Consider the following 17,011-nt stretch of genomic DNA (forward strand, 5'->3'; position numbering starts at 1 on the left):
TGATTCAGGCTTCTAGAACTTCTAAAATTTTAAAAAACTAGTACCTCTTATGTATCGCTTCTTTATTTTTATTATCTTATGTCTCTCTATTAATTCATTAAACGCAAAAGAGCCAAATATCCTCTTTATTATGGTAGATGACCTCGGGTATCGCGATTTATCTATTTATGGTTCACCCGATATCCAGACGCCACGCATTGATCAGTTGATGAAAGAAGGCATGCGCTTTACGCAATTCACTGCCAATAGCTGTGTTTGTTCACCCTCAAGAGCCGCTTTTCTCACCGGCCGTAACCAAGACATGGTGGGAGTTCCCGGTGTTGTACGAACTCCTGATTCCGGCAACTGGGGCTTTCTCGACCCTGAGGCTACGACCATTGCCGATGTCTTCCAAAAAAATGGCTATCGAACTAGCTTAATTGGTAAATGGCATTTGGGGCTTAAATCTCCCAATACGCCAAATGAAAGAGGCTTCGAATTTTTTCATGGTTTCTTGGGTGATATGATGGATGATTATTGGGAACATACGCGTCACGGTAATGAGTACATGTACAAAAATTTCCAGCCACTTGCCACCAAGGGAACACACGCAACAGATTTGTTTAGTGATTGGGCAATAGCGGACATCGAAGCCGCCAAAAATGATGCGCGTCCCTTTTTTCAGTTTCTTGCCTACAACGCACCACATGACCCGATTCATCCCCCGAAAGAGTTCTATGAGAAATTCAAAAAAAGGCATCCAAATGCGAGTGAAAAACGTGCGCTACTTGCAGGTCTTATTGAGCATATGGATCATTCAATTGGACGTGTCTTAGACCATCTAAATAAACTCGGGCTAGCAAACAATACTCTCGTTGTTTTTACCTCCGACAACGGAGGCAAGCTCAGATATGGTGCAGATAATGGGAAGCTCCGCGCAGACAAAACTCACATGTACGAGGGAGGCTTACGCGTTTGCACTTCTTTCACTTGGCCGAGTAAAATCAAACCCGGTAGTCAATCAAAATTTAAGGCCATGACCATGGATTTTATGCCCACCTTGATTGATGCCGCGGGCATTCAATACTCGGGTCACATGGATGGCCAATCATTTCTCGAGGAAGTGCTTTATGCCAATCAAAAAGAATTTACCAAGCGCAAGCAATACTATACTTGGTTGCAGGGCTACAAGAAACACGCCCTTAGAATTGCTGATTGGAAGCTTGTAAAAGATAGCCAAAAACACAAGTACGAGCTTTACAATCTTAAAGAAGATCCTTTTGAGAAGAAGGACCTCAGCAAAGACTATCCCGAGAAATTTAGCGAAATGCGCAAAGATATGGATTCTTACCTTACAAAAGCAGCTAAGGTTAACTGGAAACGTCCCTCGCAGAAATAGGCATTAATGAGGGTTGATTGGATCAGCATATAGAAATGAGTCCGTGTAATTAGTGGGCTGTATTTCTCTTTAAATTTAGTTAAGAAAACATTTAAGCATCGAGTTAATAAATGAAACAAATAATCTTGTTTATAGTCATCGCAATGAGTTTGATCTTGCCCTGTTTCGCAGGAGATCAAAACAATAAAAGGATCACTTTAAGCGGCGTCTTTAAAGACCATGCGGTTCTTCAACGAGACTGTCCTGTACCCATCTGGGGTACAGCATTTCCAGGTCAACAGGTGAGCGTTGATTTTGCTGGACAAAAGAAAACCACGAAGGCAGATAAAAACGGCATGTGGTTATTGACGCTTGATCCTCTTGAGCCTTCTGCAGAAGGCAGAACACTGCTTGCCTCAAATGCTGAGGGTGATTCCATTGCTCTTAAAGATATTCTTGTAGGTGATGTTTGGTTGTGTGCAGGTCAGTCCAATATGAGGATGTCTTTACGTGCTTGTTTAAAGTCTAAACCTGTCGCTGATGCCCATAAAAAAGCAGGTAATAACTTACTGCGTCTCTGTACGATTCCGAAATCGGTCTCGGATGAGCTACAGACGGATGTTGATTGCAATTGGGCTGTGGCAACAAGAGATACCTCACTCCCGTTTTCAGCGATTGGCTATCTATTCGGTCAGACTATTCAAGAAGAACTAGCCGTCCCTATTGGCGTCATTAATGGCAGTTGGGGTGGTACTTTTATCGAGCAGTGGATGCCAAGTGATGTGGTTAAAAAAAGAGCGGACTGCAAAGCCTTTAATAAAAAAGTTGATGAACGGAGGAAGAAAGATCCTAATTCTTCCGGACCAGGCGGTCACTTTAATGGCATGATTGGGCCTATCATGCCCTATGGTTTAAAGGGTGTTTTATGGTACCAGGGTGAGGGTAACGTCTGGGGATTCTCCACCTATAAGCATAAAATATCTACTATGATTGCTGACTGGCGTCGTCTATTTAAATCGCCTAAGCTTCCCTTTATTATGACCTCGCTGGCTCCATTTGGAGTTAGAAAAGATAAGCCGATAGATTCTCATAGTTCCCGCTTTGCCGAGGGATTAGCTGAAGTAGAGCAGAGCATAGAAAATGCTTGGCTTATTACCATACCGGATGGAGGCATGCAAAAAGATATTCATCCACCTTTTAAGGAAATTCCTGCGCAGCGTTTTAGCGCCATGGCATTGGCAAAGGTTTATAAGAAAGCAGGAGTTTATAAAGGGCCTGTTTTTAAGTCATGGGAAGTCCTAGGAGGCAAGGCTCTGGTAAAGTTTGACTCCGTCGGTACTGGCCTCACGAGCAAAACGCTAAATCTAGATGGACATGAAGTTCCTAAAGAAACACTTTTAGGTTTTGAAATAGTCGATGAGAGCGGCGTCTTTTACCCCGCCAATGCTGTCGTTGACGACAATAATAGCGTGGTTCTTTCGCATCCCACAGTCAAAAAGCCTATTGCCGTACGCTATGGTTGGGCTCCTTTTCCCCTGTGTAATCTCTACAATAAAGAAAATTTTGCGGCTTACCCCTTTAGAACAGATCGTTGGCACTGGCGTACCCCCAAGTAATTAATACTTCGATAAACTTTGCAAAATGCGCAAAGATATTGATTATTAGCTCCGCAAAACTGATAAATTCAACTGGACGCGCCCCTCACAAAAATAGCTTTGTGCTTTCTCGGCATTTCGAAAGACGCCAAGTTCTTTGACGAAAACTGACCAATTAAGTAGTGAATGATAGAACGGCATTATGTCCTAATAAGTATGCTATTAATCCAGCAAGGAATTAGATTTACTTTTTAGTGCTGAAAGTACGCATTAACTTACTCGAGTTTGTCATAGTTAGAAAAAAAGATAGATGAAGAATTAGTGAGTTCCGCATGCATGCATAACATTATTCTATAATACTTCACCTGGTTTGGTTCGATATATGCCGGACTCACAAGTGAGCCCTCAAGCTTTTTTACAGGCCTGATCGTGTGGCTGACACCACACGTTATTTTATGCCGGACTCACAATTGAACCCTCAAGCAGCTGCTAGCAGTACTTCGCAGACAAATTAGGACTTTAGAGGCTTGATCGTGTAAGATAATGACTGGACGTACAAGTATTAGAAAAATTAATTAATGGAGTTTTCGTGAATAAAATAAAATTCCTTGCCCTTTTATCTTACTGTTTCGCATCTGTTCTTATGGCCGATGGCGAAAAAGACAACCATCCCGATTCGGTGCGTCAAATCCCTAAGGTCGGCATTGAAGTTCCTGCTAAGGATCAAGCCAAGCTTAACAAAGAGCTCAGTGAGCTGGCCTCATTAATCGATTCCTTACAGACCAGTAAATTTCTTATTGCCAAAAAACTTTCACCCGATGTAGAAATCTTTCATCGTTGCATCAAGGACAATCTCGAGAACCGCGAATTCTTTCATATAAATCATCTGGCACAGGCTCACGGGCTTATTGAGCTAGGAAAAGAGCGTGCTAAGTTTTTACTTATGGGTAAGGCACCTTGGCTACAAGAAACTGGACTCGTTGTACGTGGTTTCCGTAGTGAATTAGATGGGAGCGCTCAACCCTATGGACTAGTGATTCCTGATAACTATCGGCCTCAGGGAGAAAAGGAACTTCGCCTCGATATTTGGTTTCATGGGCGAGGTGAAAGTCTGTCCGAGACAGTCTTTATGGCTAAGCAAATGAAAGATGTGGGCTACTACTCACCACGCAACACTATTGTCTTGCATCCTTATGGTCGTTATAGCAATGCCTTTAAGTTTGCCGGAGAAGTCGATACTTTAGAAGCTTTGGAACATGTAAAAACTCAGTACCGCATTAACGAAGAATTAATTAGTGTGCGTGGCTTTTCCATGGGGGGGGCGGGCTGTTGGCAATTCGCTCACTTATATGCTGATCGCTGGTTTGCAGCTAATCCAGGAGCGGGCTTTTCTGAAACTCCGGAATTTCTGAAATCCTTCCAAAAAGAAACTCTAAAACCTTATTGGTGGGAAGAAAAACTCTGGCGTTGGTATGACTCAGATGATAATGCGATCAATTTATCTCATGTTCCGCTTATCGCCTATAGCGGCGAATTAGATAGGCAAAAGCAAGCGGCGGACATCATGGAGATGGCCTTGGCTAAAGAAGGTATTGAGCTAATGCATATAATTGGTCCAAATACCAAGCATAAGATCCATCCAGATTCAAAAAAAATCATTGAAGAAAAAATGTATAGTCTGGCGAAAGCCGGAAAAGACAAAGTCCCTCGCATAATTAATAAATTGACTCATACACTCAAATATAATAAGCAGTACTGGCTGACGATCAGCGCCATGAAGGAACATTGGGAGCCCGCTCGTGTACGTGCTGAGATTGTGGGCAATCAAATTGACATCATCACATCGGGTACAAGAGGCTTGAAATTTAAAATGAAAGCAGGGCAGGCGCCTTTTGAACTCAATAAAGAAGTGATTTTAAATATTGATGGACAAAAATTAATCGTCTCCAAGGCGCTCTCGGACCGTAGTTGGGGATGTGAGGTTTATCAGGAAGCTGGCCAGTGGCAAATGGGATCAAATGATGCCAAGCTCAAAAAGGTACACGAACTTCAGGGGCCCATCGACGATGCTCTCATGAGCAGCTTTATCATGGTGACGCCAAGTGGTGAAGCCATTAATGAGACTATTGGCCAATGGTGTGAGAGTGAGCAAAAGCGCGCTATAAAGCATTGGCGGCAGCACTTTCGTGGTCATGCCCGTGTGAAAAAGGATACTGAAATTACTGAGCAAGATATAGTTGAGCACAATCTTATATTGTGGGGTGACTTCTCCTCAAATAAAGTCATTGCTGACATTCTTTCCAAAATACCCCTGAAGTGGGATAAGGAAAAAGTACAAATGGGTAAAAAAACTTTTGATGCCAAGAGTCATGCACCGATTCTGATCTACACCAATCCGCTGAATTCGCAAAAATATATTGTCATCAATAGTAGTTTCACCTACCGCGAATACGCCTATTTAAATAATGCCCGCCAAGTCCCCATGTTGCCGGATTGGGCCATTGTGGACATTGTAAGTAAACCCGAACTGAATGAGATGAAAACGCGCTTCCCCGGCATTCCTAAAGATGCCGACTTCTTTGATGAAAACTGGCAACTAAAGAGCAGAGTAGGCAGGCAGAGGTAGTATTACAGGCCCAAGAGAAAGACCACTTTATTTAAGGCCTATACTGAATATCGGCATAATTATTATTTTTTGTTTAAAATAGATAAGATCTCGAACTTCCCGAATAAAGCTAAGTAAATAAACAGAATCCTTTAGATAGAGTGTGTGATGGAAAAAATGTGTACAAGAAGAAATTATTTAATGAGGCTTTTGTCGAAAAAGATCATCGTCTTGATGAGCTTGGTCTTTTCAAGCTTATTCATTTACGCAGAAGAGGCTACATTTTATGTCTCACTAGATGGTGATGATAAAAATCTTGGCAGTAAAACTCAAGCATTTAGAACCTTAGAAAGGGCTCAGAAGGCCATTCAAAATTTAAGGGCGATCCCTGTGGGAGGAGCAAAAGTAATCCTGCGTGGGGGAATTTATCAACGAAGTACAAGTTTTAAACTTACGGAAGCAGATTCCGGAAGAGGTGGGGCAACCGTAACATATATGTCTGCTCCAGGTGAGCTTGCCACACTTTTTGGTGGTCGTATTCTGAAGCGTGAATGGTTTAGTCCTGTAACTAAGCCCGCAGTATTGAAGCGGCTAATCAGTGCCAAGGCCCAAACAAAGCTACTCAAGTGTAATCTCAAAGCACATGCTATTAGCGAGTATGGAGCATTAAAACGTCGAGGTTTTTCGCTACCAACGCCACAGCCTCCTTTGCAGTTGTTTGTCAATGGTAAGCAAATGACTCTTGCTCGTTACCCCAATGAAGGCCATATGAGAATTGCAAAAGTATTGGATATGGGACCTAAGCGCAATGATAAAAATTTCAACAAGCAAGGGGGGATATTTACCTACAGTGACAAGCGTCCTGGTCTATGGGGTACAGAACAGGATATATGGCTCAATGGGGTGTTCAGTAAAGATTGGGAGTGGTCTTTCAACAAAGTGGCGAGGATTGAAGAAAAAACGGCAAAAATAACACTGGCCTACGGTGAAGTAAGTGGACTTTTAAACTGGAAAAAAGATTTTTTTTACGCTGAAAATATACTGGAAGAAATAGATATGCCAGGTGAATATTTTATCGATCGCAATGAAGGAATTCTTTACATCTTGCCACCAGCAGATTTCGACAATGCACACATCGCGGTATCTACACTTAGGCAGAGCATGGTGGAGCTAGATGGCGCTGAGTATCTAAGTTTTCAAGGTATACGTTTTGACACCTCACGCAAATCCGCAATTGAGGGCAAGGGTAAAGCTATAGGGATAAAATCATGTGAAATTGCCCGTCATGGTATCAGTGCAATACGCTTGAAAGGTGAAGGACATATGATTGAATCCTGTGATATTTATCAGATTGGGGGGACTGCTATAAGCCTTGATGGTGGTGACTGGGAAACATTAAAAGCAAGTGGATGTGTTGTTGAAAATACTCATATTCACCACTGGGGTGAATGGCAGCGAGTTTATTGCCCAGGAGTCACTTTACGTGGGGTGGGGCATGTGGTGCGGCACTCGGAGTTCGATAATTTCCCTCATAACGCAATAGAAATCCGAGGCAACGATCATTTGATTGAGTACAACCTTTTCCACAATGGCCCCAGTGACTTCAAGGATATGGGCGTGATTTACGGAAATATGGGAACAAAACCCCATCATCGAGGAACTATAATCCGTAGGAATTTCTTCCGAGCTGTAGCCTCAGAAAAACCCAAGCAGAATGCCGTGTATCCGGACAATGGAACCATGGGGTGGTTAATTGAAGAAAACATCTTCTACAAGACTGGAAATACGGGTCCAAAGCCCATGGGCGCAATCATGACTAATGGTGGATCTTATTTAACTATTAGGAATAACATGTTTATCGATTGTGCTTCAACATTTATACAAAGTTATTTTCTGGCAACATGGAATAAAAAAGCTGTAAAAAGCTATGAAAAAAAATGGTTGGCTCTAATGGAAAGCTATAATTTCGACACAATGCCACATGGAAGACGTTACCCTGGCTTAGTTAACTTGTTAGAGGAAGACCGCATTCAACCCGATAGCTGTGTGTTTGAGCGGAATCTAATATGGAATCCAAGTGTGCCCTTAAAACACGAGGGTTTCTTCACAACGAAAGGAGGTCCAACAAATCTTGTAAAAGCACGGGCTAATCACATTGCTAAGAAAGATCCTGGATTTATCAACTGGAAAGCTGGTGAGTTTTCATTGCGAAAGGATGCTCCAGTACTAAAATCCATCCCTGGTTTCAAGCTCATTCCCTTTGAAAAGATCGGGCGAAAGGGGCCAGTCGGCCCAAGCTCAAGACCATAAAGTTTAGGATTCCATACATAAGTCGAAGATTTTAATTCATTTCAACAAGAAGGAGTACTGAAGTTTTAGATCTTGTCTAATAGCTTTGCGGGTTTCGCATTTTTTTGAATACAAACATATTATAGATATGAGACTGAAAAGGTTCATGATTTTTTAATAAAAGATGTAAGATTGTTCGTGTTTAGTACAATCTTAATTATAAGGATTTTTATTTAAGGACGCTTTCTTTATGATTCATCATATCAACCGTCGCCATTTTTTACGAGGTGCTGGAGCCCTTGTGGCTTTGCCGGGACTCGAGTCTTTGGGCTATGAGACCAAGTCATTTAGTCGCAATAAAAAATCGGCCACGCCACCCAAGCGTATGATCTTTTTGGGTTTCGGGTGGGGAGTCACAAATGAAACTTGGTACCCCGACCTCAAGGATACGGGTGTTGACTACACACTTCCCCAAGGCCTTGCACCCTTAGCCAAGTACAAAAAAGACTTTACACTCATTCAAGGTTGCTCACATCAGTACAGTAATGAAGCCCATTGGGGCAGCACTTTTTGGCTCACGGGGGCGAACCGTTATGCCGTCGCTGGACAATCCTTTTCAAACACTATTTCAGCGGATCAAGTTGCTGCTGCAGCTTTTGGGCAAGAGACCCGTTTCACATCCATGCAATTGTGTAGTCCAGAAAAAAAGGCCGATGGTCATGGTATGGGACTCTCTTTATCTTGGGATCAGCGCGGCAAACCCATGGCGGGAATCGACTCCCCCATAAAGCTCTATCACAAACTCTTCTCAGCTGATGATATGCCCCTGGAACAGCGACAAATCGTCTTAAAAGAAAAACGTAGTGTGATGGATACTATTTTTAATGATGCTAAGCGCTTGCGTAACGGATTAAGTAAAACAGATAGTGAGAAACTAGACGAATACTTTCAGGGAATTCGCGATATAGAAAATCGTATAAGCAAAGATGAACAATGGCTCACTGTACCCAAACAAAAGGCTCCTTTAGGCGCTCCAGACAAGCGTTTGAAAGGCAAAGATGAGATCAAAGCCATGTATGATTTAATTGTGGCAGCTCTACAGACTGACACAACTCGAGTCATGACTTATCGCCAGCCAGTAAAATCACTTTTACAGAGTATTGGAGTTAAAGTGGCTCCCCATGACATGAGTCACTACACGCCAGGTGATCGAATGGCTGCTTCCCAAAAGCGCGATCTAGCTCAAAGTGAATTACTCGCAGGCTTAATTGCTAAACTGAAAGCCACAAAAGAGGCCGATGGTTCTTCTTTATACGACCATGTGAGCCTCGCGTATGGCTCCAATATTCGCTCTATCCATCATCTTAATAATTGTCCTACGATTATTGCCGGTGGTGGTTCTAAGTTGGCTATGGGCCAACATTTAGCTTTACCCAAGGATACACCTCTCTGTAATGTTTGGTTGAGTATGCTCAAGGGCTCAGGTGTAAAAGTAGACCGCCACGGCGATAGCACGGGAATCATCAAAGAACTGCAAGTATGAGAAATCTTTTTAATGTATTCAAGATTCATCAGAATCATTCTGTTAGCAATATGAGAAGGACGCTGTCCCTCTCGAGCTCTGCCTGCAAGGATTTGCCAATCCTTGACCAGGCGACTAGGGGACATAGTTTGTCTTTATGGCTAATCATATTTTTATGTCTTAGTGCTGGCGTTCAGGCTGAAAAGAGTCAAGCGATTTTACCAGAGAAAAACTTTGACTTTTTAGCTAATTATTGCCTTAACTGTCACGATGACGAAAAGCAAGAGGGTAAAATCAATCTTGAAGATCTGGACTTCAATATTCAGACACTTCAGCAAGCCGAAATCTGGCAGAAGGTTCTCAATGCGATTAATTCAGGGGATATGCCCCCAGAAGATAAAAAACAGCCCAAGAATGTAGAAAAAGCGGACTTCTTGGAAAGCCTGTCCAACACCATGGTGACAGCTCGCAAAGTACTGTCTGATTCTGGTGGTAAAATCACTATGCGTCGCCTCAACCGCCGCGAGTACAACAATACGCTACGAGAACTTTTAGATGTACAGGTAGACGCAAATAATCTCCCAGCAGATGGAGCGGGTCATTTCGATACTGAGGGAGCTTCACAATTTATTTCCAGTGATCAAATCGAGCAGTACCTCAAAGCAGGGCGTATAGCAATTAAAGAAGCTTTTGAACGCCATGCCAACAGAAATAAAGAACCATTTGTTTATCGCTTAGAAATTGAGGACCAGTTTAATCCCCAGCTGGATAAAGCTCTTGCTAACTTTGAAAAAAATCACGCCAAATTTCAAGAGTACTTTAAACAAGTAAAAGCCTCTTCAGAAGCTCCTGAAAATAAAAAGATTATGGAAGAAATTATTAAGAGGAACCCCAGAGTTGCAAAAACCCCTTGGCGCTATTTACCCAATGAGGCAAAGCACTTGAAAGGCGCTCCTAGATCAAAAGACTTTGGATTAAAAGATGAGGCCGCCGCTATTTTTGGTGAGGTGATTTACACTGAAGATTACAAATATCATAGACAAAGTAGGGACCTGCCATTGAGTGACACCGGCAGTTACCTAATGATTGTTAAGGGGATTAATCGTATCGATATTAAACCACCCAGGGGCATGCCCGTGGGTAAGTATAAACTTCGCGTGCGGGGTGGAGCTATGGCCGATGCGCCAGGTTTTAGAAAGTTCATTGAGGTAGGGCACCCCCAAAAGAGAATTCCGGTTAAACGCTTTTTTGAAGGCCTGCCTTTTGCCTACATGCAAATGACGGGAACTCCCGAACAAGCGGAAATTCAGGAAACCACGATTGAAATCTTTAGCCATTCCAAAAAAGAAATTGCAATCCAGGAACGACAATCAGCCAATTGGGAAGATTTGCGTAGAAAGGTCTATTTTCGTGATAGGCACCGCACTGGCATTGGCCCCGTGCCATCTCTCTGGCTCGACTGGATAGAATTGGAAGGCCCCTTAAAGCAAGCCCCCAGTCCTTTTGATAAAATCCTCATAAAGCATCAAGACAAGCCCAATCGCGCCAGAGAAATCATTAAGGATTTTGGCCTCCTGGTATTTCGTGGCAAAATGTACGAAGACAATTTAAAAGAATTACTTGCCCATTATGAATATCGCCGCAGTCAAGGTGACTCTTTTGAAGATGCCCTCGTTCAAGCCTTGAGTATCATTTTAGCTTCACCTAGTTTCCTTTATCTCGATGAACCCAATGATAAGCAAGGGCCACGCCAACTCACAGATCGCGAATTAGTTATACGCTTAGCCTATTTCTTGTGGAGTGCACCACCAGATCAGACACTCTTAGATCTGGCTCAATCTAAAAAACTGATGAATCCCGAGCGATTAAGCCTCGAAGTTGATCGTATGTTAGCTGATCCACGTGCGAAAAATTTTGTGGATGGCTTTACTCATCAGTGGTTGGATATGGAGCGCTTAGACTTCTTTCAATTTGATGTCTTACATCACCGTGAATTTGATGACAATGCCAAAAAAGCAGCTCGTGAGGAAGTTTATCAAACTATCCTTCACCTGATAAAAAATAATGGTCGACTATGCGATTTATTGAGTAGTGATTATCTTGTGGTTGATGGCTTGATGGCCAATCATTATGGTATTGATGGTGTATACGGCCAGGAATTCCGCAAAGTGAAACTACCCGAAGGCTCGCCTCGTGGTGGTTTACTCGGCATGGCCGCAATAAATGCCATGGGCAGTAATGGTTTGGAAACCAGTCCAGTGGAACGCGGTGCTTGGGTTCTGCGTCACCTCATTAATGAACCCCCACCACCCGCGCCAGCAAACGTACCGCAAATCTCTCGCTTAGAAGGTAAAGTCTTGACTACTCGTCAACGATTAACGGCTCACCAAGAAGAGCCGCAATGTGCCAGCTGTCACCGCAAAATTGATCCCATTGGTTTTGGCTTAGAGAATTTTGATGCTACAGGCAAATGGCGCACTAAAGATAAGTATAAAAATAAGAAATGGACTATTGATTCCTCTGGCAAGTTCCACAAGGGGCCGGCTTTTAAAGATTATTTTGAAATGAAAAAGCTTATTGCCGATAGGGGGGATGACTTCGCCCGTGGTTTTATTGAGTCACTGATTGCTTACTCATTGGGACGATCCTATGCCTTTACAGATGATACTATGGCTGAGGATTTATTAGCCGTCGCCAAAAAAGAGGACTATAGGATCAACTCCATCATTCACGCTCTCGTTCAAGGACGTGAATTTCAGCAGAAATAATACTTCTGTAGAAGTGGTTTATGAGCTCATACCTGGGAGCGCCAATTGCTAATCAGCATTTAAATTGCGGAGTCCGCAATGTAGTTCAGTATTGGAATGCGGGGCTCCCAGTATTGCCCATAAATAAAGGACTATACCGTTCAATGGATAATCAAAAGTTATTCTATAAACATCTGTGTTAATCCCTGTTAATCTGTGGTTAAATTAAGTAAGTAGAATAGATAAAAACCATCTGTGTTAATTGTGACTCAACTAAGCTGTATTAAATCACCAATTTGAGAAACCTTAACCTTTGCACAAAAGAGCTTAGGTTTTAAAGATAAAGCTACTTTGGAAAGCATCGAAATAGAGACTGTTCTATTAGCAGGAAGCTCTTTTCTTATCCTCTCGATTTATGTTCTGGACACAGAGAATAAAGCTGCGGGGCCTTCTCGCTTTGAGAAGCATTACTTCGACAAAGTGAGTGTCAAAATATCTTATACAGAGTAAGCCTGTTCATTCTCTGCACAAAGCTGTTGATCCTACTAAGCTTTATTAAAAATTTTAAAGGATAGCTCGGTGGTGGCTATTTTTAACTTTTATTTTGACAAGAACATAAGATCCTAAGTTTCAGTACAACTCTCTGTAAATAAACATAATTAATCTTGAAAAGGAAATATATGAAAAAAATAATCGTATTTATAATCATCACAATGAACTTGGTTTTTTCAAGCTTACTCGTTCCTCGCTCCATTAAGCGGCTTATCCTGGACCTTAGAAAAATGAAGAGCACAGTATGCTAAAAAGATATATAGAAAGCTATGATATTAAGCAACCAGCTACAGTTTTTTTTAGAACGTTTGGAGAATCTTGGCTCTTAACAGGGTTTTTAGCGTATCTATCTATATGGATATGTAATATGATTGGGGTTGATGGGAGTGAATCTTTACTTGATATGACTCAAGACGAAGAGGAGCGGCTTAGTAAATATGAGTTTGTTTTATCTGTTGTTTTTGCGCCTTTAGTAGAGACTGTGCTATTTCAGATCATCCCATTTGAGCTGTGTAAAAAGTTTTTCAAGAATTTAAACCTTGGGTTTCTATGTTCTTTTCTGATTTTCATGGCACTTCATTTTACAAATTCAATTGATTCAGGGATTATCGCGGGAGTCGGAGGTGGATTTTATTTAGGATTAATTTACTTTTTATTTCGAGAGGAGAAGTTTTCAAAAGCTGTTTTTATGACGGTTTTGATCCATACAGCTATGAACTTCACAGTATTCGCTATGGAGGGATTATGAACATGGATAAAGCGCCTTCTAACTTGTCACTCCAGAGAAATCCTTCCACTGCGCTACAGAATTCTCTGAGTTCAGATGTTCGACAGCGAAGTCACCTTAAGTTTTCGTTATCGTCAGAAAATCAAAATTCCTATCAGTCTTTTTCGATAGGTGTTTTTTAAGCCCAAAAAAAGGATTTTATTATGCATGCTTTAGGAAAGATCCCAGAATTATTATTAATTGTGTTTATGTTGTTATCGAGCATTTGCTCAGGTACAGAAAAGGGCAAAGCTGTTCCAAAAATAGTCATACGCAATGGTAAATTTATAACGAAAGCAAACGGCAAAATATTCGTGCCTTTTGGAGTTAATTATTGTGTTTTTGGAAAGTTTGAAAATGGCAAACCGGGATACGCATCGTTTTCTCCTACATATTATGATTCATCTTTTGTTGAAAAAATGATGGCATATTGTAAAAAGAATGGTTTTAACACGATTCGCGTATTCCATGCATACGTATCTTGCGAAGACGGTATCCTTGAAAGCCGGTCCGCCCGGGAGTTTTCACCTGAATATATGACCAATGTTATTCATTTACTTGAACAAGCAAGGATATACAATATATACCTTATCTGGACCTTTGATATTTGGACTCCTCCTTCAAAATGGCTGTCTGAACAGAAAACTGTCGCCGATGGTAAGTATGCCTTTCAAAAAGCTGGAGGAGTTGACTATAATCGCAATGCGTTTTATATGGATCTAAGGCATGCTCGAAACCGAGCAAATAATATTGTTGAGATGATTCGTGCGATTCGAAAACATGATCCTGAGTTGTTGACTACTGTTTTTTCGTGGCAACTGGAAAATGAACTTTATTCTGTTGAAAATTTTGCACCTTACAAGCTTAAACAATTCACTTATAATGGCAAGAATTATGATTTAGCAAATGGCAAAGGCAAACAAAAACTTATGGACGATGTTGTTAGCAACTGGTGCAATTATCTGACTACTGCCATCAAACACGAAGACATTGAAGCATTGGTCAGCGTAGGAGTTTTTCCATTTAAAGATGTTGGCATGGACGGTCCTGGTGATTGGTCTAAACCAGGACGAAGGGATAAGAGAGTGCCTGCGAGGCCTTTAGTACTTCTCAAAACAGAGATCGACTTTCTTGATATTCATTTTTATGTGTGGCGCGAAGGCAATAAAGATGAGCTTTATGTTCTTGATCAGAAATGGAAGTCAGTAGAGAAAGACAAGCTTTTGCCTTTAGCTAAAAAGTTGGAGAAACCAATTATGGTTGGAGAGACGGGCTTATTCAATAACTATACAGACGGAATGGGTCTGAGTATTCCACAAAGAGTAACTCTTGCTTCAAAATATTTAAAAAACCATATTGAAGCATTGCGAAAAGATTATGGGGTCGCCGGTGTTTTATTCTGGACCTTCGGCACTCCCAGTAAACCGAATAAAAAGCTTTATTATGATCTCTATTATCAGCATGAAGTAAAAGAAGCATTCATACAAGCTTGGGAAGAGGGCGAAAAATAAACGACAAAAACAAGAAATGGACGATTGATTCCTCTGGCAAGTTTCACAAGGGGCCGGCTTTTAAAGATTATTATAAAATGAAGCAAATTATTGCCGATAGGGTGGATGACTTCGCTCGTGCTTTTATTGAGTCACTGATTGCTTACTCATTGGGACGCTCCTATAACTTCATCGATGATGATATGACTGATGACTTATTAGGCGACGCCAAAAAAGAGGACTACAGGATCAACTCCATCATTCTCGCTCTCGTTCAAGGACGTGAATTTCAGCAAAAGTAAATACCATAAGATATTTATGTTATAAGACTTATTACTAAGCAAAAGAGACGTAGTATCATTAAAATCAATACTTCTTATTACTATTAAATTTTCGCTTAAATTTATAAGTAATGATCCATTCACAAAACTAATTATTTAGAGGACAACAACATGTATAAACACTTACTTCTTATCTGTACTATCTTTGCACTATTCTCTTGTTCATCAAAACAAGTAGAACCGACTGATGGAAGCGTTCGCATTACTGATATAAACAAGGAGCTCGAGCTAAAACGAGAGGCCTTTCGTACGATCAATAAAGTTTATGCTCGTTATCACTGGAGATATAAGGGTGATGATCTGACGGAAGATGAAAAGAAAAATCGTACGTACCTATGGTCTGATGCAAGGAAAAAGCGTGAGCTAGCTTACAAACAATACATTCTTACTTTATTGGAATATTGGTCGATCTTGCCAAATCAAAGCGAGCAAAGTGCACAAATACAAACAGAATTAAAACAGGCTATTGCGGGTCGCTATAATAAAAATACCGAATCGGAAATGAATGAAAAATTACTGCTTGCTGAACTTTCTTGGTCCTATTTAGCTCAAGCTCAGTTAGACGCCTATAAAGCCAAATTCCTAAGTACATTAATCACCATCCCCAAGGAAGTGAAACATAGTGACATGATGCATGCTCTAGGATTGCCTATAGAACCCTATGGTTGGAATTTACAGATCAACTATAGTCTCACTCTTATTCGAGCAGATCAACTTGATGCGGCTCATAAAGAGTTAAGCAAGGTCAAAAGCAAAGCCTTTAAGTATCAACAAAGAACTTATAAACAAATCAATGCTGCAGACTTTTCCCAAATGAAAAAAAGAGACCAAGAGCACACTTATAAACGTTATAAAAGACAGTCTCGTCAAGTTCAATTATGCGAACTTTTACAGGCTATAATTGCTGTAAAAGAAGATAATAAAGATGAAGCGCAAAAATTATACCACAAAGCACTTTCCTATAAAATAGAATTAACAAGAAAAGTTCAATATCTCTTGCAAAGTAAGGAATTACTTGTCTTTCAAGATAATCTGAAAATATAATTGAAACTCCAAGTTCTTATCTCCCCATATTTCACCTTGGTCCTTTAAACCTGAAGCCATAAAAATCATAAGATCTAGGTCTATCTGGACAAATCCTAAAAAAATATAAGAAATTAGTCATATCGAAAAAACTCATGACAATTGTAATGAGAAGATTAATTAAATAAAGCTTTAGGAGCCCCCCATGAAATTAAAAAGTATCGGTCTTTTACTCATCACGAGTCTCGTTTTTATATCCTGTGATTCGGATAAAACTAAGAGTGACAAGTATACACTAAAATTTGGCCATTTGAGTAGTGAAGATAATACCTGGAATAAGGCGGCCCTCAAATTTAAAGAATTAGTGGAAGAGAGAAGCCAAGGCAAAATTGAGGTCAAGGTTTACCCCAATTCTCAGCTTGGTAAAGAAATGGATATTATCAATAGTATCCAACTTGGTACGGCGGATATGACGATCACGGGAGAGAGTTTACAGAACTGGGCACCCAAAGCCGCTCTCATGGCAGTTCCTTATGCCTTCGAAAGTTCAGAGCAAATGCGCGCTGCGGCAGGTGGTCCAGTGGGAGAAGCGATCAGTGAGGAAATTACTGTAAAAACAGGCTTAGTTCCCCTTACGTGTTTTGAGCGAGGCCTGATTCATCGAGGTAATCGAGGAGTTGGCCAAGCGAGTCGTCTACAGACTTGATGCAACGCAAGTAGTCTT

Annotated in this window: 10 protein-coding genes and 1 pseudogene; all 11 read left to right on the forward strand. The window is 41.1% G+C overall.

Features of this window, described 5'->3' with window-relative positions; all coding sequences use genetic code 11:
* The first annotated feature begins 49 nt into the window (after positions 1-49).
* A complete protein-coding gene (locus LNTAR_RS13520; protein WP_007279277.1) occupies positions 50-1,378 on the forward strand; it encodes a sulfatase family protein in 1,329 nt (442 codons plus the stop codon).
* A 110-nt stretch (positions 1,379-1,488) separates the two neighbouring features.
* Positions 1,489-2,973 carry a sialate O-acetylesterase gene (locus LNTAR_RS13525; RefSeq protein ID WP_007279278.1) on the forward strand — a complete coding sequence of 495 codons (1,485 nt, stop codon included), beginning with the start codon at positions 1,489-1,491 and terminating at the stop codon, positions 2,971-2,973.
* Between the two features lie 568 nt (positions 2,974-3,541).
* Entirely contained in the window at positions 3,542-5,578 is a 2,037-nt protein-coding gene (locus LNTAR_RS13530; protein WP_007279279.1) for a prolyl oligopeptidase family serine peptidase, read from the forward strand.
* Between the two features lie 147 nt (positions 5,579-5,725).
* Positions 5,726-7,867, forward strand: a complete 2,142-nt coding sequence (locus LNTAR_RS13535; RefSeq protein ID WP_083800043.1) for a right-handed parallel beta-helix repeat-containing protein — start codon at positions 5,726-5,728, stop codon at positions 7,865-7,867.
* A 229-nt stretch (positions 7,868-8,096) separates the two neighbouring features.
* A complete protein-coding gene (locus tag LNTAR_RS13540; protein WP_007279281.1) occupies positions 8,097-9,389 on the forward strand; it encodes a DUF1552 domain-containing protein in 1,293 nt (430 codons plus the stop codon).
* A gap of 128 nt (positions 9,390-9,517) precedes the next feature.
* Positions 9,518-12,136, forward strand: a complete 2,619-nt coding sequence (locus LNTAR_RS13545) for a DUF1592 domain-containing protein (protein WP_007279282.1) — start codon at positions 9,518-9,520, stop codon at positions 12,134-12,136.
* A gap of 775 nt (positions 12,137-12,911) precedes the next feature.
* The gene (locus tag LNTAR_RS13550) at positions 12,912-13,415 is read left to right on the forward strand and encodes a CPBP family intramembrane glutamic endopeptidase (RefSeq protein WP_007279283.1); all 504 of its coding nucleotides are present in this window, start codon (positions 12,912-12,914) and stop codon (positions 13,413-13,415) included.
* Between the two features lie 182 nt (positions 13,416-13,597).
* Entirely contained in the window at positions 13,598-14,944 is a 1,347-nt protein-coding gene (locus tag LNTAR_RS13555; protein ID WP_007279284.1) for a glycoside hydrolase 5 family protein, read from the forward strand.
* Positions 14,923-15,225 (forward strand): DUF1585 domain-containing protein, encoded by a 303-nt coding sequence (locus LNTAR_RS13560; protein WP_007279285.1) that lies wholly within the window; start codon positions 14,923-14,925, stop codon positions 15,223-15,225. Before LNTAR_RS13555 ends, LNTAR_RS13560 begins: the two co-directional genes overlap by 22 nt.
* Positions 15,226-15,375: 150 nt before the next feature.
* On the forward strand, positions 15,376-16,308 hold the full coding sequence (locus LNTAR_RS13565) for a hypothetical protein (protein ID WP_007279286.1): 933 nt from the start codon (positions 15,376-15,378) through the stop codon (positions 16,306-16,308).
* Positions 16,309-16,492: 184 nt separating this feature from the next.
* Positions 16,493-16,888 (forward strand): annotated as a pseudogene (gene dctP, locus LNTAR_RS13570) (TRAP transporter substrate-binding protein DctP); the annotation flags it as partial.
* Between the last annotated feature and the right edge of the window lie 123 nt (positions 16,889-17,011).

Origin of the sequence: Lentisphaera araneosa HTCC2155, assembly GCF_000170755.1 — a bacterium.
Lineage (GTDB): Bacteria > Verrucomicrobiota > Lentisphaeria > Lentisphaerales > Lentisphaeraceae > Lentisphaera > Lentisphaera araneosa.